This is a genomic window from Ekhidna sp. (assembly GCF_039940915.1).
Lineage (GTDB): Bacteria > Bacteroidota > Bacteroidia > Cytophagales > Cyclobacteriaceae > Ekhidna.
Map to the genome: position 1 here is coordinate 1214180 of NZ_JBDVFO010000002.1, position 22515 is coordinate 1236694.

17 protein-coding genes are annotated in these 22515 nt (G+C 40.0%); 8 read left to right on the forward strand and 9 right to left on the reverse strand.

The window, feature by feature from the left end; translation table 11 throughout:
• Positions 1-2 precede the first annotated feature (2 nt).
• Positions 3-1034, reverse strand: a complete 1032-nt coding sequence (locus tag ABJF57_RS10495) for a Gfo/Idh/MocA family protein (protein ID WP_462228764.1) — start codon at positions 1032-1034, stop codon at positions 3-5.
• Positions 1035-1402: 368 nt separating this feature from the next.
• On the reverse strand, positions 1403-2731 hold the full coding sequence (locus tag ABJF57_RS10500; RefSeq protein ID WP_462228766.1) for a M28 family peptidase: 1329 nt from the start codon (positions 2729-2731) through the stop codon (positions 1403-1405).
• A 90-nt stretch (positions 2732-2821) separates the two neighbouring features.
• Between ABJF57_RS10500 and ABJF57_RS10505 the strand changes: the two genes are divergently transcribed.
• Positions 2822-3490, forward strand: a complete 669-nt coding sequence (locus ABJF57_RS10505) for a hypothetical protein (protein ID WP_462228768.1) — start codon at positions 2822-2824, stop codon at positions 3488-3490.
• A 184-nt stretch (positions 3491-3674) separates the two neighbouring features.
• Here the strand turns inward: ABJF57_RS10505 and ABJF57_RS10510 are convergent, their stop codons facing one another.
• Positions 3675-5300 carry a SusC/RagA family TonB-linked outer membrane protein gene (locus tag ABJF57_RS10510; protein ID WP_462228770.1) on the reverse strand — a complete coding sequence of 542 codons (1626 nt, stop codon included), beginning with the start codon at positions 5298-5300 and terminating at the stop codon, positions 3675-3677.
• A gap of 270 nt (positions 5301-5570) precedes the next feature.
• Here ABJF57_RS10510 and ABJF57_RS10515 point away from each other — a divergent pair, with 270 nt between their 5' ends.
• Together ABJF57_RS10515 and ABJF57_RS10520 are read left to right on the forward strand one after the other, a co-directional pair.
• Positions 5571-6422 carry a transketolase gene (locus tag ABJF57_RS10515; RefSeq protein WP_462228772.1) on the forward strand — a complete coding sequence of 284 codons (852 nt, stop codon included), beginning with the start codon at positions 5571-5573 and terminating at the stop codon, positions 6420-6422.
• A gap of 22 nt (positions 6423-6444) precedes the next feature.
• Complete coding sequence (locus tag ABJF57_RS10520) at positions 6445-7401, forward strand: transketolase family protein (protein WP_462228774.1); 957 nt, start codon at positions 6445-6447, stop codon at positions 7399-7401.
• On the opposite strand, the gene ABJF57_RS10525 is transcribed toward ABJF57_RS10520, so the two are convergent.
• Positions 7398-11693: a cache domain-containing protein gene (locus tag ABJF57_RS10525; protein WP_462228776.1), complete on the reverse strand. Its 4296-nt coding sequence runs from the start codon at positions 11691-11693 to the stop codon at positions 7398-7400. The genes ABJF57_RS10520 and ABJF57_RS10525 overlap by 4 nt on opposite strands.
• A 135-nt stretch (positions 11694-11828) precedes the next feature.
• Here ABJF57_RS10525 and ABJF57_RS10530 point away from each other — a divergent pair, with 135 nt between their 5' ends.
• Positions 11829-13013 (forward strand): aspartate aminotransferase family protein, encoded by a 1185-nt coding sequence (locus tag ABJF57_RS10530; RefSeq protein WP_462228778.1) that lies wholly within the window; start codon positions 11829-11831, stop codon positions 13011-13013.
• Between the two features lie 5 nt (positions 13014-13018).
• Here ABJF57_RS10530 and ABJF57_RS10535 read toward each other — a convergent pair whose 3' ends face one another.
• Positions 13019-14197: an aspartyl protease family protein gene (locus tag ABJF57_RS10535; RefSeq protein ID WP_462228780.1), complete on the reverse strand. Its 1179-nt coding sequence runs from the start codon at positions 14195-14197 to the stop codon at positions 13019-13021.
• 84 nt (positions 14198-14281) lie between these two features.
• Between ABJF57_RS10535 and ABJF57_RS10540 the strand changes: the two genes are divergently transcribed.
• The gene (locus tag ABJF57_RS10540; protein WP_462228782.1) at positions 14282-15094 is read left to right on the forward strand and encodes a purine-nucleoside phosphorylase; all 813 of its coding nucleotides are present in this window, start codon (positions 14282-14284) and stop codon (positions 15092-15094) included.
• Positions 15095-15149: 55 nt separating this feature from the next.
• On the opposite strand, the gene ABJF57_RS10545 is transcribed toward ABJF57_RS10540, so the two are convergent.
• Positions 15150-15377, reverse strand: coding sequence for a hypothetical protein (locus tag ABJF57_RS10545; RefSeq protein WP_462228784.1), 228 nt, complete (start codon positions 15375-15377; stop codon positions 15150-15152).
• Positions 15378-15771: 394 nt separating this feature from the next.
• Positions 15772-16968, reverse strand: coding sequence for an acyl-CoA dehydrogenase family protein (locus tag ABJF57_RS10550; RefSeq protein WP_462228786.1), 1197 nt, complete (start codon positions 16966-16968; stop codon positions 15772-15774).
• Between the two features lie 76 nt (positions 16969-17044).
• Here ABJF57_RS10550 and ABJF57_RS10555 point away from each other — a divergent pair, with 76 nt between their 5' ends.
• The 3 genes from ABJF57_RS10555 to ABJF57_RS10565 are packed head-to-tail and all read left to right on the forward strand — an operon-like array spanning position 17045 to position 20194.
• Entirely contained in the window at positions 17045-18004 is a 960-nt protein-coding gene (locus ABJF57_RS10555; protein ID WP_462228788.1) for a tryptophan 2,3-dioxygenase family protein, read from the forward strand.
• A complete protein-coding gene (locus ABJF57_RS10560; RefSeq protein WP_462228790.1) occupies positions 17997-19829 on the forward strand; it encodes a toxin-antitoxin system YwqK family antitoxin in 1833 nt (610 codons plus the stop codon). Before ABJF57_RS10555 ends, ABJF57_RS10560 begins: the two co-directional genes overlap by 8 nt.
• On the forward strand, positions 19826-20194 hold the full coding sequence (locus tag ABJF57_RS10565) for a CoA-binding protein (protein WP_462228792.1): 369 nt from the start codon (positions 19826-19828) through the stop codon (positions 20192-20194). The genes ABJF57_RS10560 and ABJF57_RS10565 overlap by 4 nt, the downstream gene beginning before the upstream one ends.
• Here ABJF57_RS10565 and ABJF57_RS10570 read toward each other — a convergent pair.
• The gene (locus ABJF57_RS10570) at positions 20191-20991 is read right to left on the reverse strand and encodes a DUF2490 domain-containing protein (protein ID WP_462228795.1); all 801 of its coding nucleotides are present in this window, start codon (positions 20989-20991) and stop codon (positions 20191-20193) included. The two genes, ABJF57_RS10565 and ABJF57_RS10570, sit on opposite strands and share 4 nt — an antisense overlap.
• Before the next feature lie 70 nt (positions 20992-21061).
• Complete coding sequence (locus ABJF57_RS10575; RefSeq protein ID WP_462228796.1) at positions 21062-22456, reverse strand: leucine-rich repeat domain-containing protein; 1395 nt, start codon at positions 22454-22456, stop codon at positions 21062-21064.
• Between the last annotated feature and the right edge of the window lie 59 nt (positions 22457-22515).

The window sequence follows — 22515 nt, forward strand, 5'->3', positions numbered from 1 at the left end:
GGCTATGAATTATTTAATTGATCAAGAATTTGATAGGTGTTTAGCAGTGTGAATGGGGCAGATTCGTTTTGTGAAGTTCGACCCTCGCAGCAATCGATAAATGTTTTGACTTCTGAAAAGAAGCCAGCCGTATAAAGTTGATTGTCATACAAACTCGAACTGTAGTTTACCCTGGCGGCCAGGGTTTGCTCAATTCGAGATGCGGCGAATAATTTCTCTTTTGGCATACCTAGAATCGAATTTGACTGAGGTATAAATGAGAGGTCCGTACTATCCTTTATGCTAAAAAGCCCTAGTTTGGTTTGAATGGAAAGAGTTTCTTCTATATGCTGCCAACTGCCACAGGTTGATAATTCCACACTTCCAATAATTCCATTGGCATGCTGAATTTGTAAAAAAAAGGTGATTTGAGATTTCGTTCTCCTCTTCAGTAAGGATTTGATCTTGCCCTCTCCAAACAGCCAAATACATAGATCAATCGGGTGAATGAATAAATCGGTAATTGGATTCCCTTCGGGATACCCGCCTGTGATAAAGCGATAGTTATAGCTGCGTATCGCTTTCATTTTCTTTTTTAACAAAATATTGGCAGGGGCATATCGTTTTTGCAACCCTACCAGGCAGGTTCTTTGATTTTCTTCAACCTTTCGAATCAGCTGATGTAACTCCTCCAGATTCTGGCAGGGAGGCTTCTCTACAAACACGTTTTTACCAGCTTTCAAAACTTCACTGGCCAGATCCAAATGAGAACTTGGATTGGCAGAGATGAGTACCCCCTTAATATCTGGGTCATTCAGCACATCTTGCAATCGATTTGTTCCGATCGAATGAGGAAAATTCTTGCTAATCTTATCTGCATTCTTTCGGCTGCTGGTAACAATGTATTTGATTGGTATGCGATAAAAATTAAGTATAGGGTACAGGTTAGTCAGGCTGTGATACCCAATACCCACAAAAGCAAATTCTGCCTCATTTTTGGTATTCAAAAAATGCTGTTTCCGAAAGTTTTTTACTTTCGAAATGATCGTCTGCATATGATAGGCCATTCTATAGTAGATTTCCCCTGAGCTGATTTCTCTCTCAGAAAGAGCATAAAAAACTCAATATTAGGTGGCCTTCAGAATCTTAAGAGGGATGAGATGTTCTAGTACACCATTTGTATACCTAGATAGAAAATCACAACAAATACCTAGCATCAATTCTTTGATGTAGGGGATTATAAGCAGGAAAAAACGTGAGCACATAGCCGCAGTATGTTGAGTAACAGGCGTTGCGGAAAAGGGGGCAACGAAAAAGAGCTAACGCCTATCTGAAAATAGACGTTAGCTCTTCATTTTGTAAAAAATCTGAAATGAAAGCAAGGATAATCAGGTGAACATTGTACTTGATCCTGATTCTGACCTCATCTTTTTACCTCGCTCGGAAATACCACCATGCTCTCATTGCCATCCATTCCAACGGCAGAAACTCCAAAGAAGTAATTATCAATTACGATTCCTTTCAAGGTAAACTCGGTTTGGTCTTTATCTACTTCATAGGCCATATCCCAGGTTGGGGAGGTGGTTTCTCTGAAGTACACCTTATATCCTGCCAAATTGGAATCTTCGCTTTTATCCCAATATAGCGTTGTAGATGGTTTAACTGCCCCGCTAATGGCAACATTCTCAGGCTGTGGCGGAGCAGAAGCTAAGGCTGCCAAGGTTATGGCATTCACAGCGGTCAATTTCTTAGCATACTCAAAGTTTACTGCTTCAATGACATCTCCATACTTGATTCCATCCTCTTCTCTAATATCCTGATGCTGCTGTGTGTAATTTTCATGTGCTTCCATGATTCGCACACCTGCAAAGCCCGCATCATTGAACGGTCTGTGATGGCCGCCTCTTCCGAATCGGTCTAGCCGATAAATCATCATCGGATTCATTTCTGGCATGTAGGTCTTTGTCATTTTATGCACATACCTGGCCAACTGTCTGGAAACACCATCCACTTCGCCACCATAATATCGCCTCATCCGCTTTTCAAAGTCTGTATCTTTTGGATTGGTTGGTTCAGAAAAAATGCGAAACGTTCGATTGTCAATCACACCATCCACACCTTGAATATTTCCAATCATGTCATTGTTGAGAATCCCAACAATGTTCCATCCCTCCTCCGTGGCTTTCGCGGCTAAGTGCTTGCCTCCATAAAGGCCTTGTTCTTCTCCTGACAATCCCACCAAAAGGATCGAACTCTCGAATTGATATTTCGAAAGCACACGAGCAGTTTCTATCACCCCAGCCATCCCTGAGGCATTGTCATTGGCTCCCGGGGAATCGTCCGTGAAATTCAAAGGATCAGACACTCTGCTGTCTATGTCACCGGACATGATCACATACCTATTGGGGTATTTTGTTCCGCGAATCACAGCCATCACATTCACAATTTCCGTGTCCTTGGTAATCCGTGTTTTCTCGCTGCCCTTCTCGAGGGTTCTCTGCGTAGATACTTCCAAACAGCCCCCACAATCTTTACTTATTTTTTCAAATTCAGCTGCTATCCATCGACGAGCGGCTCCTATTCCGCGGGTATCCGATTCAGTTTCAGACATGGTATGTCTGGTACCAAAAGATACCAGTTTTCGTACGTCATTCTCTATCCGTTCTGCACTTACATCTCCAATAATTTCTGCAGGTGTTTGTGCAAAAACTTGCGTACTTAATAAAAGAAAAATGGGAATAATTAGCCTCATATCTAGTAGGTTTGATTTTTTTGTAAAACATTTACTAAAAGTAAAAGTTCGGAGAACTTCGGTTTTGTTCTTCTTTCAAGCTATCAAGATATGAGAAAAATTATAATAACATTCTTTTTGACGCTCGCTTTTTCATTTTGTCTGGCTCAAAATGACAAAGAATTTGACAACCTGCCTTCAGGTGTAAACGTCAATTTTCAGAAAAACCCCATTCGCAAAGACATTGAAGGTAACCCCTACTATTTTGAAGACTGGAGGAAAGGCATCATCCGATATAGCAAGGATTCTTATAAAATCGATACCCATGAAATGAACATCAATTTGCTTACCAGTGAAGTGATATTCAATAGGCACAACAAAACCTATGTTGTCTCAAATAAGGAGAACATCAAGCAAGTTGAATTTGAAGAAGACACGTTTAAGTTGGTTGAACTAAAGAGCAAATTGTATTTCTCCAGAGTAGCTTACAATGGGAAATATTCCGTTCTTGAATTGGTTACCTCAAAATTTGTGGAAGGAACTCCTGCCAAAGGATACACACCGGCCACCAAGGATCGATACGAGCGAAAATCCCGTTTTTACATCCAGTTTCCTGATGAATCCCTGCAAGAAATTAATCCCGGCAACGGCAAAAAGATTTTTAAACTATTGGATGCCAAAACTGCTGAACTCAAGCAGTATGTTGATGACAATAAGATCAAACTCAATGAGCTGAGTTCCTTGATAAAGGCAATGGAGTATTACAATAGTTTGATTTAGGAAGGAATACAAGATAAAGGGATGTCTAAGACATCCCTTTTAACTTCAGAACTAACCTTTACTGCACTTGCGTTAGAACCACGTCAAAAACGTATGTTATTGTTGCACCTTCATCAAAAGACCAATCTGCATTCCAACTAATCGTTCCATCAACTGGGTCAGTATTGAAATCATAATGCAATGCTTACGCAGAAGGACTAAATAATTCTGGAATTGCTAAGTCCGAGGCATCTAAAGTTTCTTGTCTTGTTTCTCTTGAGTTAAAATTGTAACCTGCAAGAGTTGTTAGAGAAACATCACCAAAGTTTGTAGAATAGTCCGCAATTACATCCCAGTTGAACTGCTCTCTTACAAAATTATCAACCGTATATGTGCCAGTTAAAGCAGTAATAGTTCCTACTTTATTGGTTAGTAATCTTCTATCAATGTTATAGTCGTAACCAATTCTACTTGTTATGTTAACGTTTTCTATTGGAGTAACAACCTGAGTTAAACTCGCGATCATCCTGTCATCTTCACGTCTGTTGATATTCTCAAATCGAGTCCAGAAGGGATTATTTGATCCAACGATATTGTTGATTTGGTTGCCACATCCATCAACCCATGGTTTAAATAGATTAAAATCCGTCGTTGGAGTGAAGGTAGTCCACCCTAGAACGTTCAAATCATTTGCTCCTTGAGCACCTGTCCCTTCAACATCAGATGAAATGTACTGAATACCAAATCTGGTGTTCAGCCAATCGTTGTGTTTCACACCAGCATTCATACTAACTGTTAATCTATCAAGTGATGCCCCCGGAAGAACCCCATCTTGATTAAGAGATGTAACGCTAAGTCTATAATCACCTCTCTCATCTGCATCTGCGATAGCAATATTGTTTATAAATGTTTTCCCTGTTTCGTAGAAATCCTTATAGTTCTCTTCATGAGCTTTTAATGCTACTTGGTCGCCCAGATGGTTATTTACCAATTGTCCATTAATTCTGGATCCAAATGCATTGACAACAACTGAGGAATCATACTTTGCAAGTACTCCGCCTGCGAACTCATATTGCATATCTGGCTCTCTGAATAGTTCATCGACTCTAAAAGTCGAATTAATAGAAATCTGAGGACCTCCATTATTCTTTTTACCTTTCTTTGTAGTAACTATAATCGCACCAGCAGCAGCCCTTGAGCCGTATAGTGCTGTTGCAGCCGCTCCCTTAAGAATACTCATTGATTCAACATCATCAGGGTTGATTACAGCGGCACCATTAAACGTATCTCTGTTTCCTGAAATTCTTGAACCAGTTACAGTTTGGCTATTAAAAATCGGAATACCGTCTACAATCCAAAGTGGGTTATTGTTGCCTGCTAAAGAAGTAATACCTCTAATAATTACCTGACTAGAACCTCCTGGATTACCACTTGTATTGTTAACAATCACACCAGTAGTTTTACCTTGAAGGGCGTTAACAATGTTAGTCTCTCTTGCAACCGTCAAGTCTTTTCCGTCTACTTGTGATATCCCATAACCAATAGACCTCTTTTCTCTTTCAATAGCTGCAGCTGTTACAACAACTTCTTGCAGCTCTGTTGCACCACCTAATGTCACATCAATTGCAGTTCTGGATCCAACGGCAACTTCCTGCGTCTCAAATCCCACGTAGGAGAAAGTCAGCGTTGTGCCATCCTCTACTGAAATCTGATAGTTACCATCTAGGTCTGTGGTAACACCTGTGGTTGTGCCTTTAATCACAACATTCACTCCTGGTAACCCTTCACCCGAATCATCGGTGACTTTACCTGAAATTGTTCTTTGTGCCATCACACATGTGACCGCAAAAGAGAACAAAGTAATAAGCAGTAAAAACTTCTTCATACTTTACTTTTAATTGTTAAAAAATTATTTATTAAGGCTTAATGTTAGGTTGCGTCAGCGGTCATAAAAGACTGAAAAAGTGCTTTAATAGCACTTGTATACCATTTGTACACCTGATGTGCGAAACATGAGGTCGCAGATTGAAATGATCATTTTCCGAGAGGCCTCACATATTCTCGACGAAAACAATAGTTTTGCACACCTAAAATTTGATTTATGGAAAATCCTCCTAACCTCGATCGTCTGCAAAAAATCTGCTCACAAGTTCGCCGCGATATTGTGCGAATGGTTCACGCCGTAAACTCTGGTCACCCAGGAGGATCGCTGGGGTGTACTGAATATTTTGTAGCACTTTACAATCACCTAATGAAGTATGATCCATCTTTCAATATGGATGGAAAAAATGAGGATGTTTTCTTTTTATCCAATGGACATATTTCACCGGTATTTTATAGCACACTTGCACGATCCGGATTCTTCGAAGTGTCTGAGTTGGCCACCTTTCGAATCATCGGCTCAAGGCTTCAAGGTCATCCAGCAACTGAAGAGGGGCTGCCAGGTGTGCGGATTGCTTCCGGATCACTTGGGCAAGGATTATCAGCAGCGATAGGTGTAGCTCTTGCAAAAAAACTTGACGGAGATGATCACAACGTATTTGTGCTGATGGGTGACGGTGAGCAACAGGAAGGTCAAGTATGGGAAGCGGCTTTGTTTGCGGCTCACAACAAAGTAGATAATTTGATTGCTACCATCGATTACAATGGTCAACAAATTGATGGGCCGCTGGAGGAAGTAAACGGACTTGGTGATTTGAAAGCAAAGTATGAATCCTTTGGATGGCTGGTGCTGACGTGTGACGGAAATGATCTCGAAGACTTGATAAGCACGCTTGAGGATGCACGAAACAAGACCAATGGAGGCCAGCCGATTATGATTTTAATGACTACTGAGATGGGTAAGGGTGTAGACTTTATGGAGGGTACACACAAGTGGCATGGAGTTGCTCCGAATGACGAGCAGCTTGCGGACGCACTTAGTCAATTGGAAGAAACTTTAGGCGATTATTAAACACCACATCATTCAAACTACGATGAAAACGAAACTAACCTACACAGCTAAAAAAGATACTCGATCAGGATTTGGTGATGGTCTACTTGAAGCCGCGCAAAACAATTCCAACGTTGTTGGTTTATGTGCTGACCTAACAGGTTCCTTAAAAATGAACGCTTTCCAAAACGAATTTCCAGATCGTTTCTTTCAGGTAGGAATTGCTGAAGCAAACATGATGGGAATTGCAGCTGGACTTGCCACGGCTGGGAAAATACCTTTCACTGGAACATTTGCCAATTTCTCTACGAGTAGAGTGTATGATCAACTGAGGCAATCCATTGCTTACTCCGATAAGAATGTGAAAGTGTGCGCTTCTCATGCTGGCCTTACCTTGGGTGAAGACGGTGCTACACACCAAGTATTGGAAGACATAGGCATGACCAAAATGTTGCCAAACTTCACGGTAATAAATCCATGCGACTATCATCAGACAAAAGCTGCAACGATGGCTATCGCAGCGCATCACGGGCCTGTGTATCTCCGCTTTGGTAGACCTGGATGGCCCATGTTCATGCAGGATCAACCGTTCGAGATAGGAAAGGCAATCACCTTAATCGAAGGGACCGATGTTTCGATTTTCGCTACTGGTCATTTGGTATGGAAAGCCATTGAGGCGGAAGCGATCTTATCAGAACAAGGGATATCCGCTGAGGTAATCAACATTCATACAATCAAGCCACTGGATGAGCAAGCTATTTTGAAATCCCTGGCAAAAACAGGGTGTGCCGTTTCTGCTGAAGAGCATCAGATTGCTGGCGGACTAGGTGAAAGCATTGCGCAAACCATTGTTCGTAACCACCTTGTCCCACAAGAATTCGTTGCTGTTAATGATCAGTTTGGTGAAAGTGGCAAACCAGAAGATCTCCTTGACAAGTATGGCTTGGGTGTTAATGACATTGTAGAAAAGGCCAAGAAAGCAATCAGCAGAAAAGGTTAACTGCTTTCGCTAATCGGAGCTTTGCTGAAGCTGAGAATACCTCCGAGCCTTGGCACCATTCCTATAATGGCTATAAACACACTTATGAGTGCGTTGAAGTTCTGAAAGAAATCCGGATTTCCTAAAAACAGGAAAGCAAAAACTCCAATTACTGCAAGCACCAGTACAGAACTAATGGTACTCCATGCTCCTTTGTCTCGTACTTCTTTCTCCATTTTAAGCGCCTCCTCCTTTTTGATAATGGAAAGCACAAAATTGGTAAAGCTCTCATTCATGATGCTCAATTCATTGTCATAAATGAGCAGCCCTTTTTCCAGCAGGCTTCTGATACCATTTTTATTGTTAATGTTGACAAAGCGATCTTTGGCAAGGTCGTATATGATGTATTTTTCTTCTTTTGATAAGGTATTCCAAAGACCTAAATAATAGCTCTCCGCAAGCAACTGTATTCTCAAGATGATATCTTCTTTGTCAATCTTAGCTTCGTTGTTTCCGGCATTCTTCTTCAACTTCACAAAGTAATCTTTTATTCCAGGTAGCAGATTGGGTAAAAAGCTTCCTTTATTTAATTCCAGCCTAAAAAGTTGTTTGAACACTTCGCTTTTAATCCAGGAAGATTTTAGATAGCTGTTGATTTTTGAGTTTTCTTTAATCGGATTATGCACTACTATGAACCCGCCCAAAATATGCCTCCAGGTCTCCAACGAATAGGTGTATTCTTCGAGTTTAATCTCATCTTCCACGGATGTATTCAGCCTACTTTCATAAAAATCCGTAATGAAGCTTGGGTTTACATCCGATGAAATAATCAATTGGATCGAATGATCACAGGTAAGCTTCTCAAGCAATTGCAATCGCTCTTTGTTCAGCCTATGCGAGCTGATGCCGTATTCAAAATTTTCAAGAATTACTCCATCACACTCTGTCAGGTCTAACTCCTTTGTTTTTTTCCACTTTTCAGCATAATTGACCCACATCATGTCAATATGGATTAGCCCTTCGATTGATTTGATCAGGTTGCTTTTATTTGATTTAGGCAAACCGAGTAAGAAGATCTGTCGCTGTTTATTGTGCGTAATGCTGTCATCTCCGATGGAGATTTTCTTGAAATTTTCTACCGTAAGCGGTAGCGTATTTTTAAAATTCCTGTACTCCCGACCATAAATTTTATTGGTGCAGTAATCAACCAAAGCGTAGATAGAGATAAGAATCAATGCGATGATTAATCTAAATATCCATTTATAGTGAATTGGCACAACCTCCTCAGCGCTAGCTTTTTGACCAAAGGTTAGCAGATTGAGATTCGTGGTAATATAAATCTGACTGTTCGTTTTCCTTCTCAAGGGTGATTCGATTTCTGTATATGACAGTTTCATCCCTGATTTATCCGATGCGTCGAAAAAACACCATCTTCTATTCTTTTCCTCAGATACATCAAAGACAAGGCCTTTGCTCTCCGTAACGATATCGCTGTAGTGTGGCCGTATTTTACTTAAAAGAACATCTCCTCTAGAGCTACTGTCTACACAATGCTTGTACGTATTGGCAGTAGTATCCACAGTGGATAGGTCAGAGTTCAATAAGTAAATACTACCATACAGCTTCGTGTCAAAAAAATCTTGTCTCAACGAGTCGACTTCTTGTAGTGCGTCTGTCCGCCGATCCAATTTTCGTACTTTCTGCTCGTATTGCTCAGCCACTTTCAGCTGATTATGCTTCTGCCAGATCATTTCCTCCTCATTGTGGGATACCATAAAAATGAAAAAGATGGGTAGTACGCTACTGATCATGAGCCAGCTAAATAGAAATAGGTTATATGCGTTTTTCTTAAAAACTGCTTGTAATGAAACTAATGGAGGTATTTTTTCATAAATATTTCTAACTACTCGTTCCAACGTATGACTGAATAAGACGATGATAGTCAGGAAGAGCTGATAGACAATCCACCACTTGGATCCGTCTGCTTGAGGTGCATAAACAATGTCTGCTACGACGATGAAAGAGATGAATGCAAAATTAAAATTTCTCCTTTCGGACGGTCGCTCCGTATACCTCACGGTTTGTTTTGGAGCAATCCATGTGAAACTTATCAGAAACAAATAAGCATTCGTGATGACGAATGTGAAAAGGATGTCCTGTTCGGCAATTCTATTGTTGCCAATCATCAGCATCAATCCACCTCCAATAACTAAAAAAAGGATGGTCAGAAATTGATACTCTAAAGATCTACTTTCGTTTGGTTTGATCCAGTGAAACAGAAAGTTGTTTATTCTCAATTTAGATTTCCTTCGCTGCATCACCCACAACAACAGAACCATCAAACAAACACCGGCAAAAGTCCCAAATAGCAAAATGATGGACAAGCTTACTACGCCTTGAATTTTTGCGTTTTTATATTCATTGTCATACAGGGTAATCAGATAGAGAGGCATTGAATTGATTGGCTGTATAAATGCCCGGTGATCGACATTGTGATACTTGATGTTAGTTTCCATGCCCGTGCGAGAGTAAATAGCTGATCGTATATCTGCTGAATTTCTTGTTTCTTCCAAGAAATTCTCCTGAAGGATACGGTCTTTATCGCTGTGAAATTTGACTTGACCTGCCTCATCAATGATCGCGAATTGATATCCTTGTGGAAGTATGGGATCCATTACGGACCTGAGCTGACTTGTCATTACAGCCACAGGGTATTTATCTGTCAAAAACTTGTTTTCTATGAGCTTGGAAGGAATAGAAACAGCTGCCTCATTTGTGAAGTCGTTCCAGGAGACTATTGATTGTAGAAAGAAATTAAAATCGAGTGAATCCTTCTTGAATTTCCACATCCGATCTTCGACAATTCGCTGAAAATATTCCCGTGAGGAAACTTCAATTCGAGAAGGCTGCAAATTGAGCAACGTATGCTGCATATTAGCTTTGGCTACACCTTGCTCATCTATCCAAAAAACATGATTAAACTCAACGTATGGTGAGAAATTTAGGCGGTCAAGGTTATCTGGATTTTCATCAAGCAGGCTATCAAACTCATGAAGTTTGGCGAGCATGGTTCCAATCTCTCTTTCAAAATTTTCTTCAATATTGTTTGAGAGTTGCACGAGGTTTTCATCTATTTCCTTGTTGCCTTTGACTACAAACTCATAGATGCTGAAAAGGATGAGAAGTACGATTGGGATGCCTAAAACCAGCGAACCTCCTGTCATCACCACATTTCTAACATGGAGTCGCTCTATTGAACTCATGAAAGCCAATTTCATAACAGGCATGGCGATGAGCAGCAAAAGAATGAATAGAATGGATAAAACAAGTAAAGAAATCTCCACTTTTTGGGACTCTTTTTTAAAGACGGAACTCCTCACAAACCCTCCCAAATAATAGCTTGTGCCATCCAACTCTAGTCTGTGAAATAACAATTTGTAGCCATTGTTGAAAAGATTGATATTCATGGGTTTCACCATCTTAGGACCCATTGCGAGGTATACAGAATCTCCAGATGTTAGATCAAGCACATTGTGCTGAAGTTTAGGCCCAATGGATTCCAGGTCAATTGGATTATTGAACGTCTGAAAAAGCATGTTATAGCTTAGCTCTTCATTTCCCCCATCACCGTAAATCGTTTCCTCTTTTAGCAAGATGTATTCTTCAAAAAGCCCATTTTTGAGAAGAGAAGAAACAAAAGATTCAGCATGCTCGCTAAACGAAACATAAGAAGTATCTGCGGTTTCTAAATGCCACATAAATCCATTCCCTGCATAAGAATAGTCGGTACGCTCATAGCTGACCTCTCCTTTAAAAAAATAGTCCAACTGAACATTTTCAGGAGTTGCATCCTCTAGTACTTCCTTGATTCGAACCTTGACCTTCGAATCAAGTCTACCGGTAATCTGGTTGATGCTTTTCTCATAGCGATCAATTTTGTCATAATCCGCATTGATTGATTCATAGTCAATCTTCTCTGCGCTGTACCTGCTCTCAATCCTGGAATTGACCTCCTCAATTTTTGCTGTGAGCTGCTTAATCCTGCTTTGTTCGTCTCCTCCTTTTGATATGATATCGGTGAGTTCAGTTTTAACAGAATTGAAGACGAAGGTGAGATAGCTTTCATACCCGGCATACTTGTTCTCGATATTGGTTGCTTTCCGATCCAATACACGGTACGCTCTATCAATGAACCGTGACTCATTCGTTTTCACAAAAACCAGAAAATAGTAGGCAAACGTGGCTAAAATAAGAAGCAGGGTGGTCAGTAAAACTGCATTTCTTCTTCCAAGCTTAGGAATAGATAGTGACATGGTGGTTAGAACAGATTAGTGAGTAAGGGTAAGGTAAACATCATTGAACTTAACTCAAAGGCGATCGATTGCAAACTTGAGATAATCAAAAGCGCATCAAACAGTTTAATAGTTATCCTTTTGCATCTTTGCACTATGCCTTCACAAAGACAACTTTTTTTAAATCACCTGGCTCAAACATCTGACGCTCCGCTTATGCTTGAGATGGTTTCTGCGGAAGGAATTAACATGCTAGATGCATACGGCAAGAGCTACATTGATCTGATATCTGGAATCGGTGTATCAAACATTGGCCATAGGCATCCGAAAGTGGTAAAAGCGATTAAGGAACAGGTGGACAAGCACCTGCATGTAATGGTGTATGGTGAATTTGTGCAGACCCCCCAGGTTAAGCTGGCAACAGCACTATCAAACTCACTGCCAAAAAACCTAAATTCTGTTTATCTGGTAAACTCAGGGAGTGAAGCAATTGAAGGTGCGATGAAACTGGCAAAAAGATTTACTGGCAGATCTGAAATCATTGCCTGCCACGATGCTTATCATGGATCCTCTCATGGCGCACTATCTCTAACTGGAAGCGAGACTTTTAAAAGAAATTATCGGCCACTCCTTCCCGGCATTTCACATATCAGTTTTGGAGTAGCTGATGATCTGAATACAATTACGGAGCAAACAGCCGCTTTCGTGGTAGAAACTGTACAAGGTGAGGCTGGAGTGCGGCATGCTGACCAATCGTATTGGAAAGCCGTGAGAAAGCGATGTGATGAGACGGACACTTTACTCATCTTAGATGAGATACAGTGTGGATTTGGCAGAACAGGTAAATTCTGGGCTTTTGAACATTATGGTATTTCTCCCGATGTGGTAGTAAGTGCAAAAGGAATGGGTGGTGGTATGCCAATTGGCTGCTTTGTGGCAAGCAAAGAACTCATGCATGTATTTACCGAAAATCCTGTGCTTGGTCACATCTCTACTTTTGGTGGTCATCCGGTATCATCTGCAGCAGCTCTTGCGACGATCGACGTAATCATGGAAGAGGAATTGCTAACCGACATTGCAAGCAAGGAGCAATTGTTTCACGAATGCCTCACGCATCCAAAAATTAAAGAAATACGCAGCAAAGGATTGATGATGGCTGTTGAATTTGAATCGTATGATATCTTGAAGCCAATCATTGATAAAGCCATTGAGTTGGGGGTTATTACGGATTGGTTCTTGTTCGATGATCAATCCATGCGCATAGCTCCACCACTGATTATTACAGAGAAAGAAATAAAAAAAGCCTGCAACATTATCCTGCAGGCTATTGATACCGTCTGAGCTTTCTAGATCAATTCATTCAGATTTAATGTGAAGGTCTTTACCTCTCCCATTTGTCTGAGCACCAAATCTACTTTCTCATTGCTCTTCTTCAGCAATTCACCCAGTTCAGGAAGTGAATACTCGCTTATGTCTTTTCCATTCACTCGGAGCACTTCAGCTTCTTTCATTATCCCTGCAGTTTTAGCTGGGCTGTCATCGTAAACACGATGAACCAAAACTTTACTCATATCCTCACTTAATTGCAGATATATCCCACTTGCATTTACCGTAAATGGCTTTTCAAAATTTTGGTTTTTGACAAAGTAGATTTGCTCACGAGAATAATCGAAGATGATATTGAATCTTTTCAAAACCTTATTTCCAAGGATTCCTGCTACTTTCTTATTGTTTTGAATCCCATGCTTCGCAGTACTTATCCCAATAGGCATTTGCTCAAAATTGAATGCACCAAACACAAAATTTTTGACACGACCCTCATAATGCACTGTTTCTTTCGCCCCCAACCCGGCTACCGGATATGAAAAATGCTTTCCTGTTCTGTCAATAGCATTGTTTTTGGTTGCAAATCGTGTATTGAAATCCAGCGTGGTTCCAGCTCCTGTATTGAGGAAAAAATCTCCTTCCAATACTTCTCCATCATTTAAAGTAACAGCACCTGTAATATGAGGAATGTAGTTGTCTAGCCTGAACTCAAAGCTTTCTCCTGACCCATCATGCATGTATTTTTTCTGGCTATAAAGCTCAAACATGCCCTTGTCATAGTCTAGTTTAACAACGTAATGGTGAAGTAAATCATAGCCAATGATGCCATCAATATTTCTTCCGATACTCATTTCCAAATGGCGAAGACTTGTTGCGTAAAGTTGAATGTCCTTTTCAAGTTGGATGCCATTAAGCTCTACCGTATTGTGATCTATCAGTGCACCTTTTATTGCACCTTGAGCACTGGTTTTCGATGCAGAATGGTTTAAGTCTAAACCAAGCTTCTGCGCAATATCCAAATCAATCACTGGCAGACCATCTCCTGTGTCGAAGATGAAATCCAATGGTTCAGATCCATCTACACTTAAATGGATGAAAATATGATCTCCAAAGAGTTCCATCTTTGTTGAAGTCAAAAGGTCTTGCGAATAGCCGACAATACCAGCAATAAAACAGGAGGCGAATAGAATTTTTTTCATTGTGATTGGGAGTCTATTTAAATTCAAGTGAATTTAGAGCTTTCTAAGAAATACCGGATAAAAAGTACCTTCCATAAGATGCAAATGATCGAAAAAGTAAGCGCAGCAGTAAAATTCTTAAAAGAAAAAGGGTTCGATGATCCTGAAGTTGGAATAATCCTTGGGACCGGCTTGGGTGCACTTGCTGATGAAATAACAATAGAGAAGGAATTTGTTTACTCAAATATTCCGCATTTCCCGATTGCAACGGTAGAATTTCATAAAGGCAAATTAATCTACGGAAGCTTTGAAGGGAAGAAAGTAGTGGCTATGCAAGGTCGGTTTCATTATTATGAAGGACATAGTATGGGTCAGGTAGTATTTCCTGTACGAGTTATGCAAAGCCTAGGAATAAAGAAACTCATCATCTCCAATGCGGGCGGCTGCATGAATTTGGAATGGAAAAAAGGAGAGCTCATGTTGATTGAAGATCACATCAATTTGCAACCAGACAATCCCTTGAGGGGACATGAAGCTGCTGCGTTTGGTCAAATATTTACCGATATGAGCAACCCCTATGATTCAGAAATGAATGAAAAACTCTTGGCCATAGCGAATGAAAAGGACATCAAACTAAATAAAGGTGTTTATGTCTCCGTCACTGGTCCAAGTTTGGAAACAAAGGCAGAGTATCGCTTTTTAAGAATGATCGGAGCGGATGTTGTAGGCATGAGTACCGTACCTGAGGTGATTGCAGCCAACCAAATGAGCTTGCCAGTATCGGCAATTTCCGTTCTTACTGATAATTGCGATCCTGATGATTTACATCCCATTGATATTGAGGATATCATAGCTACAGCGAAAACAGCAGAAAAAGATCTTGTTGTCCTGATGTGCGAATTGATGAAAAATTTGTAATCACTGGCAGTTGCTCTTCAAGGGTAATTATTTGCAAAGCGCTTACTCAGATCGGTTATCCGTCCTTGCGCATTGTCATTAATTCTTTCTCTAATTCCAGCACAAATGGGTCTGCTTCGCTGATGGTTTTTGGAAATGGCCAGCACTCATTCAAATTCACTTTTGACACGTTGGTTTTCACACCTTTAATTGCATTCATCTCTGCTTGTGGAGTCCGATTTGTCCTTGCCTTCGCTCCTGCCAAAAGTAAAACAAGGGATATCGTGAAAAACTTAATATTCATAAGCGGTACGTCAACTATTATTCCAGGCAAGCTATCCAGGAACAATTGGAAAGTAAATACCCAAAAAATGGTATTTTTCTTATCATCTGATAATAAATGGCACTAAACGCTACCCTTTTCTGGGTATTTTTTTCAGATTTTATGTAACACCACCATTATGTTTGACAGAAAGTGATTAACCTCGAGTTACAATCATTTGAAAGAGAAAGAGAAGGTATCATAGCCTTCTCAAAAAAGCTATCTAAGGATAGTTGGTTGGTCCGACAAATCTCATCGATTAACGTCGGACCTTTTTTAATTCTAACTCCCATAAATTCATCAGAGTCACCAGGTAGAGGAACAAAAAAAGCCATCTTTTCATGAGATGGCTCGTTTTATATACTTTTTTTCAATGTCATTTAAATGATGGAATGCCGGTAATTTCGGCTCCCAGAATCAGCAAATGAATATCATGAGTTCCTTCATAGGTAAGGACGGATTCCAAATTCATCATATGTCTCATCATTGGATATTCACCCGTTATTCCCATACCACCATGAATTTGCCTCGCTTCACGGGCAATATTCAAGGCAACCTCCACGCTGTTTCTCTTAGCCATGGATATTTGAGAAGTACTCGCCTTCCCTTCATCCATCATTTTTCCAAGCTTCCAGTTTAGCAGCTGAGCTTTTGTAATTTCAGTAAGCATCTCCGCTAGTTTTTTCTGAATTAACTGAAATGCCCCGATAGGCTTTCCAAACTGCTCTCTTTCCAAGGAATACCTTTTTGCCGAATCATAGCAATCCATTGCGGCACCGATTGCTCCCCATGCAATTCCATATCGTGCTTTATCCAAGCATCCCATTGGAGCTCCTAAGCCGTTTTTGCCAGGTAGTAGGTTTTCCTTAGGAACTTTCACATCGCTGAAAACCAGTTCTCCCGTACATGAAGCCCTGAGTGACCACTTCCCATGCGTCTCTGGTGTTGAAAATCCTTCCATCCCACGCTCAACTACTAATCCATGAATTCTTCCTTCTTCATTTTTAGCCCAAACTACAGCAATATCTGCCTTGGGCGAATTAGAAATCCACATTTTAGCACCATTCAGCAAATAGTGATCGCCCATATCTTTGAAGTGAGTTTCCATGCCACTGGGATTCGATCCATGGTTTGGTTCGGTAAGTCCAAAACAACCGAGCATCTCTCCAGAAGCCAACTTTGGTAAATACTTTTTTCTTTGCTCCTCTGAGCCGTAGGCATAAATGGGATACATGACAAGTGATCCCTGGACAGATGCTGTAGACCTCATCCCTGAATCTCCTCGCTCTACTTCCTGCATGATAAGGCCATAAGAAATATAGTCCAGACCTCCTCCTCCGTACTCTGCCGGAACCGTAGGTCCAAATGCTCCCACTTCTCCAAATTTTTTCACTATCTCTTCCGGAAAATGATTTTTCTCCGCCCACCCTTCTATAAATGGGGTAATTTCTTTCTTCACAAAATCACGAACAGACGATCGAATCAGTTTATGTTCATCCGTTAACAAGTCATCCAGGGCATAAAAATCTGGTGATTCAAATTCATCTACAAAGTTTCGCTTTTCTACACTCATCTGATGGAAAGGTTTTATATCAGTTGTTAAAATTTTGGCCAAATTTACAACCATATAATTCAACCAAAACATTACGATGGGCGAAAATAAAATAGGTCAAAACATTCAGCATCAACTAAGCAGACTTGAGGAGAAATATGAAGCCATGGGGCAAGACTTATCTAGCTATTTAGATGGTTTATTGTATTCAGACTACCTCACCTATTGGGATTACATCCATTTAGATACGCTCTTAAGTCTTCAATCGCCACGTACGGCTATTCCAGATGAGAAAATATTCATACTGTATCATCAAGTAACAGAACTCTACTTCCGGATGATTCTCAACGAAATGGAGCAAGCAGTTTTCACTGATCCAGTCGGAGAAGCTACTTTTCTGAAAAGATTAAAGAGAATAAATCGTTATTTAGACCATTTGATTGATTCTTTTGATGTGATGACCGATGGAATGGATCAAGATCAATTTCTGGCATTTAGAATGGCATTATTGCCCGCCAGCGGCTTTCAATCTGCCCAATATCGCAAACTGGAAATCTACTGCACTGACTATATGAATCTTGTGAATCTCGAAAAGAGAGAAGATTTAAAAAATGAAGTGGATGTATCCAAGCTATATGAGTTCCTATATTGGAAAGCTGGCGCCACCGAATTAGCTACAGGGAAGAAGACCTTGACACTTCGCCAATTTGAAGCAAAATATGGTAAAGAATTTGTTGAACTTGGAAGGGAGGTTGAAAAATGTAATATCCTCAGAAAATATGAGGAGCACTACCTAGGTCATGAAGAAATCATTTCAGAAATGAAAAAGCTGGATCAAAAAGCAAATGTGGACTGGCCATTGCAGCATTTAAAGTCTGCCACAAGGTATCTGCAAAGAGATCCGAATGTAATCAAAGCATCCGGGGGTACAAATTGGCAAAAATATCTACCTCCACGCCGACAGAGAATTATTTTCTATCCACAATTATGGACACAGGAGGAAATGAAAGAATGGGGTCAGAAATTCAAAAGAGTGTTTGAAAAACCCAATGAATAAGCTAGTTGGCTATATCATCACCTTGTTTCTGGCAACATCCTTGTCTTCTCAAATCAAGCAGGGGAAAAATTTTTTCGATGCTGATAGTCTCAACATAAGCGAGATCTACAATTATTCCATCAAAGACTCAACACTCCAAGGTTCCTATGAAGCTTTCTATTTGAATGGCTCATTAAAAACTTATGGTTGGTATGCGAAAAATCGTCCCGATAGTGTTTGGCACTATTACTACGAAAATGGAAGAAAGAAAGCTGAAGGTCGATTCAGAAAGGGTGTACCGAGGGGAGATTGGAAATATTACTATGAAAATGGAAATATCAAGTCCGAGGGAAAACTAAATGGCACGGACAAAGTAGGATTCTGGAGGTTCTACTATGAAAATGATGGAGAGAAAAGCAATGGTAATTACGCCAAAAACCAGAAAAATGGAATTTGGAATTATTTCTTCGAAGATGGTTCAATCAAAGCTCAATCAATCATAAAAAATGGCATTGGTGAGTACACTGAATTTTACCCGTCTGGCAGTAGACGCATGGATGGAAGAAACATCAATGATAAAAGTGACGGTGAATGGATTTATTACTACGAGTCTGGAGAAATAGAAGCCGTTGGTTTGTTTGAAAATGGTCTTAGATCTGGCGAATGGATATATTATCACAAAAATGGCGAGAAAGCAGCTACTGGGAATTACACTCAAGGTGTTCAGAATGGAGAATGGGAATATTTCCACGAAAACGGAAAACTAAGCCAATCGGGGACTGTTCTAAACAATCAAAAAGATGGCTATTGGAAACTCTTCTATCCTACAGGCGAAGTGCTTGGCGAAGCACGATTTGCTGAAGGCGATGGGAAGTTCAACGAATATTACCCCAGCGGTAATCAAAAGGCTAAAGGTCAAATTATCAATGGGAAGAAAAATGGGAAATGGTATTACTTCAGCGACAAAGGACACCTTGAAGGCGAGGCTGATTTGGTTGATAATCAAGGGAGCTACATAGGCTATTATCCTGATGGCAAAGTGAAAATGAAGGGTCACATTAGTGATGATAAGCGCACAGGTGAATGGATACTCTACAATCCAGATGGAACTACCGCTGGGACTTATCACCCGATATATGAAGACGAAAAACCTATTTTTAAAACAAGAATTACTTCAGACATCATAGAGAGGGAATCTCAAGACAAGCCAAACTATCATCCCGAAAAGCGTGGGTTGAGGTATTTCTTGCCCAGAGTAAATGAGTATAAGGGTTTTATTATAGGCGTTGGGCCTGCCTTGTTGCTCGATGACCAGTTGCCGATCTCCGTGGAGTATTACATTCAAGAGCGTCTGGGTTACGAATTGCAACTTGACTTGATCCGATCACCTTTTTTCACTTCAGATGGTGAAATAGGAGATTATCAAGTCTACCGTAGAGGTATGAGGATTCATTTCAAACAAAAATTTTATCATACGGATACCAAACTAGGCATGCTGTATTTTGGGCACGAAGTAAATTTCAAATACCTAAACAACCAGGTGAATCACACGGACACACTGATCATACAACAGCCCAGAAGGTTTGGAAACCTTGTTGAAACCTCCTATGGCTATGGATTATTCGTAGGATCTAGGTGGATGAAGGACGTTGGAACTTCTGGACTTACCGTAGATGCATTTGTAGGTGTTGGCGTTTCTGGTCGATCATTTAATAAGCAATATGAACCTATTCAGGTTTTAGACAATTACTTTGATCAAGAAATCAAATCCTCAGTATACTTTCCTGTCATAGTTGGATTGAATATTGGATTTGCGATCACGAAAAGTAAAAGTAAAACTCAATGAAAAAGAAGACTGCCATACTCGGTGCCACCACAAACCCTGGTAGGTATGCATACTTCGCTGCTGAAAGACTTGTTTCAAATAAGCATGAGATAGTACCAATTGGAATTAAAAAAGGAGAAGTCTTCGGGAAAGAAATTCTTAACATTAGAGATCGCCCCTCAGTAACTGGCATTGATACAGTTACCATGTATATCGGAGCCCAGAATCAAGGTGAGTGGGAAGATTACATTCTCGCCTTGAAACCAAAAAGGATCATATTTAATCCCGGTTCAGAAAACCCTTCGCTAGCCAAAAAAGCACTAGAGAAAGAAATTGATGTCCAATATGCCTGTACCTTAGTCATGCTTGGCAATGGGCTATATTAATGAATAGGGATATCCCTTTCCTCCCTGTGCCTATTTAAGTGAAGATCCATATGGTGGTATAGGCTCAATCTAAATATATGACGTTTCTCATATACAAATGGGGAACCTTTATGTCTGAAAGTAAACATATAGCCTCCCTGAATTTGAAACTGCTCATTTAAGTTATAGCCCAATCCTGCAAAGGCTCTATTGTCCTCAAGGTGATTGTATACGATGGACTTACCCGCTTGAATAAAAATCTCATTGTACATGGATAGAAAAAGGGTATGGTTTTCAAAAGCTGGTTTATTCAGTGGTACATATATGGTCATTTTATACCTGAATCGGTGAGTTAGTTCAAAATTTGATCCTTTTTCATAATCTCTTTTCCAGCGCTGCTCCACCCGAATCTGATGATATAGCTTGATGTGATCAAAAGGTGTTGCCAATACAGCCTGCTGCCATAATCGATATTGGGGGACAATTTTATCTACATTGGGATCATCCTGATTGGGAGCCCAATAGAAAGGATGTACAAATCCTACGGTTACGTCTAGGTATTTTTTTAAGGTATAGGTAGCACCAAACCTCAGATACACCTGAGCCATATCATCAAAACCATTCCGTTTTCTTACATGATACTCACCATAGTATGCCCACTTGTCATTGAAGTGATACTTGGTGTAAAAGCCAAGCCATACTCCGGTACTTGACTTGATTTCTTTTTCCGCAGGTGGTGCTTGCGGGCTCAATTGAGCATACAGGAGGTTTGCATTGAAAAAAAGAATCAATGCAAAAAGTCGTAGTACTTGATTCATAGCTGGGTCTTAACGCAAGTAAATTGAATTTTTTCAAGTTAAAAAATTCATTTTCCAAGATAAGCATCTACTATTTCCCAGACAACTCGTGCATTGAGATATTTGGAACCACATTGGTTCCCTGCTCCATTAATCGAATCAAAGCATTTGCTGACTGCCTATTGCCTAGGTCATTCAGGTTGATTTCAAGGTTACGCCAATAGAGAGTTTTAAGCTTCAATTTGGTTATATCGGATGGTATCGACTTAATATCAGTATCAGAAATATCTAAGTCCGTCAAACTGTTCATTTCTAAAATATGCATCGGGAAATTGGGGAAATAATTATGCTGAAAGTGAAGCGTCCCAAGTTTTTCGAGCTTTTGAATGCTACCTGGCAAAGTACTCAATCTATTGTGATGGATATAAAGCTCTTCAAGCTTTCTCAGTTCGCCAAGTTTATCCGGTAGATCATATAACTTATTAAATGATAGATACAGAATTTCCAGGTTCTTCAGTTTTCCAATTTCTTCAGGAATTTTCTCCAATTGATTGTAGTATAAGTCAACCACACGGAGTTTTTCCAGGCTGTAAAAATCAATCGGCATTTCTTGGAGATTATTTTTATAAAAAGACAGCTTAGTCAGATTCTTTAAAGCAGAAATACCCGCTGGAATACTATCTAGGTTATTCACCTGTATTTGAAGTTCCTGTAACCCTTCCATCTTATAGAAAGAAGTGTGCAGAGCATCAATTTCACATTTATTCAATTTTAAAATCTCAAGATGATCGATAAGTCTGTACCATTTCCGATCCAGTTCAATTGGATTCTGGGATAGGTCAAGCTCTTTCAAGGCCTTAAGCCTCCGCCCTTTCCATGTAGGTATTTTGGTAAATGAATTTTTCTCAAGAACTAATTCTTCCAAACCGTCCAATCGATTCACCTTTGGCAATTTTGAAAGGGAATTACCTGTAAGATCCAGTTTCTCAATCCCAATTAATTTGGGAATCTTAATCTTTCCATTCCCAAGATAATTGTATCTCCAATAAATTCTTTTAAGCGATTTTAACTCAGCAAGTTTCTGCGGTAGTACGTTAATTGCATTATTATCCAATACCAATACTTCCATATTCGTCGCCTCGAAAACCCAATCTGGTACCTCTTTCAATCGCGCGCCAGTCAGATCAATCTCTTTCAGTTCAGATATGTTTTGTGACTGCCGATAGGCGTCAATTCTAGCAGAAGCTTTTTCAAATCTTTTTTGCTCTCTGATCCGTGTAATGGAGTCTGCATATCCCTCTGGATCTTTCTCTCTTCGCTTCTTCATTTCTTCAATGAATTTGAGCGTTTCTTCATAGCGTTTCCTTCTCTCTACTGCGGTGGAATCTTCTTCATTGTTATCAAAATTGTGATTTTTTTCTTGAGAAAAAACAGCGCTTGTTATACAGTATAGAAGGAGAAAATTTAGGATTAGATTTGGTCTCATTACAGGTTCGGTTGTAGCATGATTTTAAAGGTCTATTATAACCATCAAAAACCTCGCCA

Bases quoted from the DNA above. Each gene is read 5' to 3' on its own strand.
- ABJF57_RS10535 (WP_462228780.1), bottom strand. From the start codon at position 14,197: ATGAAAAAAATTCTATTCGCCTCCTGTTTTATTGCTGGTATTGTCGGC.
- ABJF57_RS10520 (WP_462228774.1), top strand. From the start codon at position 6,445: ATGAAAACGAAACTAACCTACACAGCTAAAAAAGATACTCGATCAGGA.
- ABJF57_RS10560 (WP_462228790.1), top strand. From the start codon at position 17,997: ATGAATAAGCTAGTTGGCTATATCATCACCTTGTTTCTGGCAACATCC.
- ABJF57_RS10575 (WP_462228796.1), bottom strand. From the start codon at position 22,456: ATGAGACCAAATCTAATCCTAAATTTTCTCCTTCTATACTGTATAACA.
- ABJF57_RS10550 (WP_462228786.1), bottom strand. From the start codon at position 16,968: ATGAGTGTAGAAAAGCGAAACTTTGTAGATGAATTTGAATCACCAGAT.
- ABJF57_RS10570 (WP_462228795.1), bottom strand. From the start codon at position 20,991: ATGAATCAAGTACTACGACTTTTTGCATTGATTCTTTTTTTCAATGCA.
- ABJF57_RS10515 (WP_462228772.1), top strand. From the start codon at position 5,571: ATGGAAAATCCTCCTAACCTCGATCGTCTGCAAAAAATCTGCTCACAA.
- ABJF57_RS10525 (WP_462228776.1), bottom strand. From the start codon at position 11,693: ATGTCACTATCTATTCCTAAGCTTGGAAGAAGAAATGCAGTTTTACTG.
- ABJF57_RS10495 (WP_462228764.1), bottom strand. From the start codon at position 1,034: ATGCAGACGATCATTTCGAAAGTAAAAAACTTTCGGAAACAGCATTTT.
- ABJF57_RS10540 (WP_462228782.1), top strand. From the start codon at position 14,282: ATGATCGAAAAAGTAAGCGCAGCAGTAAAATTCTTAAAAGAAAAAGGG.
- ABJF57_RS10555 (WP_462228788.1), top strand. From the start codon at position 17,045: ATGGGCGAAAATAAAATAGGTCAAAACATTCAGCATCAACTAAGCAGA.
- ABJF57_RS10505 (WP_462228768.1), top strand. From the start codon at position 2,822: ATGAGAAAAATTATAATAACATTCTTTTTGACGCTCGCTTTTTCATTT.
- ABJF57_RS10565 (WP_462228792.1), top strand. From the start codon at position 19,826: ATGAAAAAGAAGACTGCCATACTCGGTGCCACCACAAACCCTGGTAGG.
- ABJF57_RS10545 (WP_462228784.1), bottom strand. From the start codon at position 15,377: ATGAATATTAAGTTTTTCACGATATCCCTTGTTTTACTTTTGGCAGGA.
- ABJF57_RS10500 (WP_462228766.1), bottom strand. From the start codon at position 2,731: ATGAGGCTAATTATTCCCATTTTTCTTTTATTAAGTACGCAAGTTTTT.
- ABJF57_RS10510 (WP_462228770.1), bottom strand. From the start codon at position 5,300: ATGGCACAAAGAACAATTTCAGGTAAAGTCACCGATGATTCGGGTGAA.
- ABJF57_RS10530 (WP_462228778.1), top strand. From the start codon at position 11,829: ATGCCTTCACAAAGACAACTTTTTTTAAATCACCTGGCTCAAACATCT.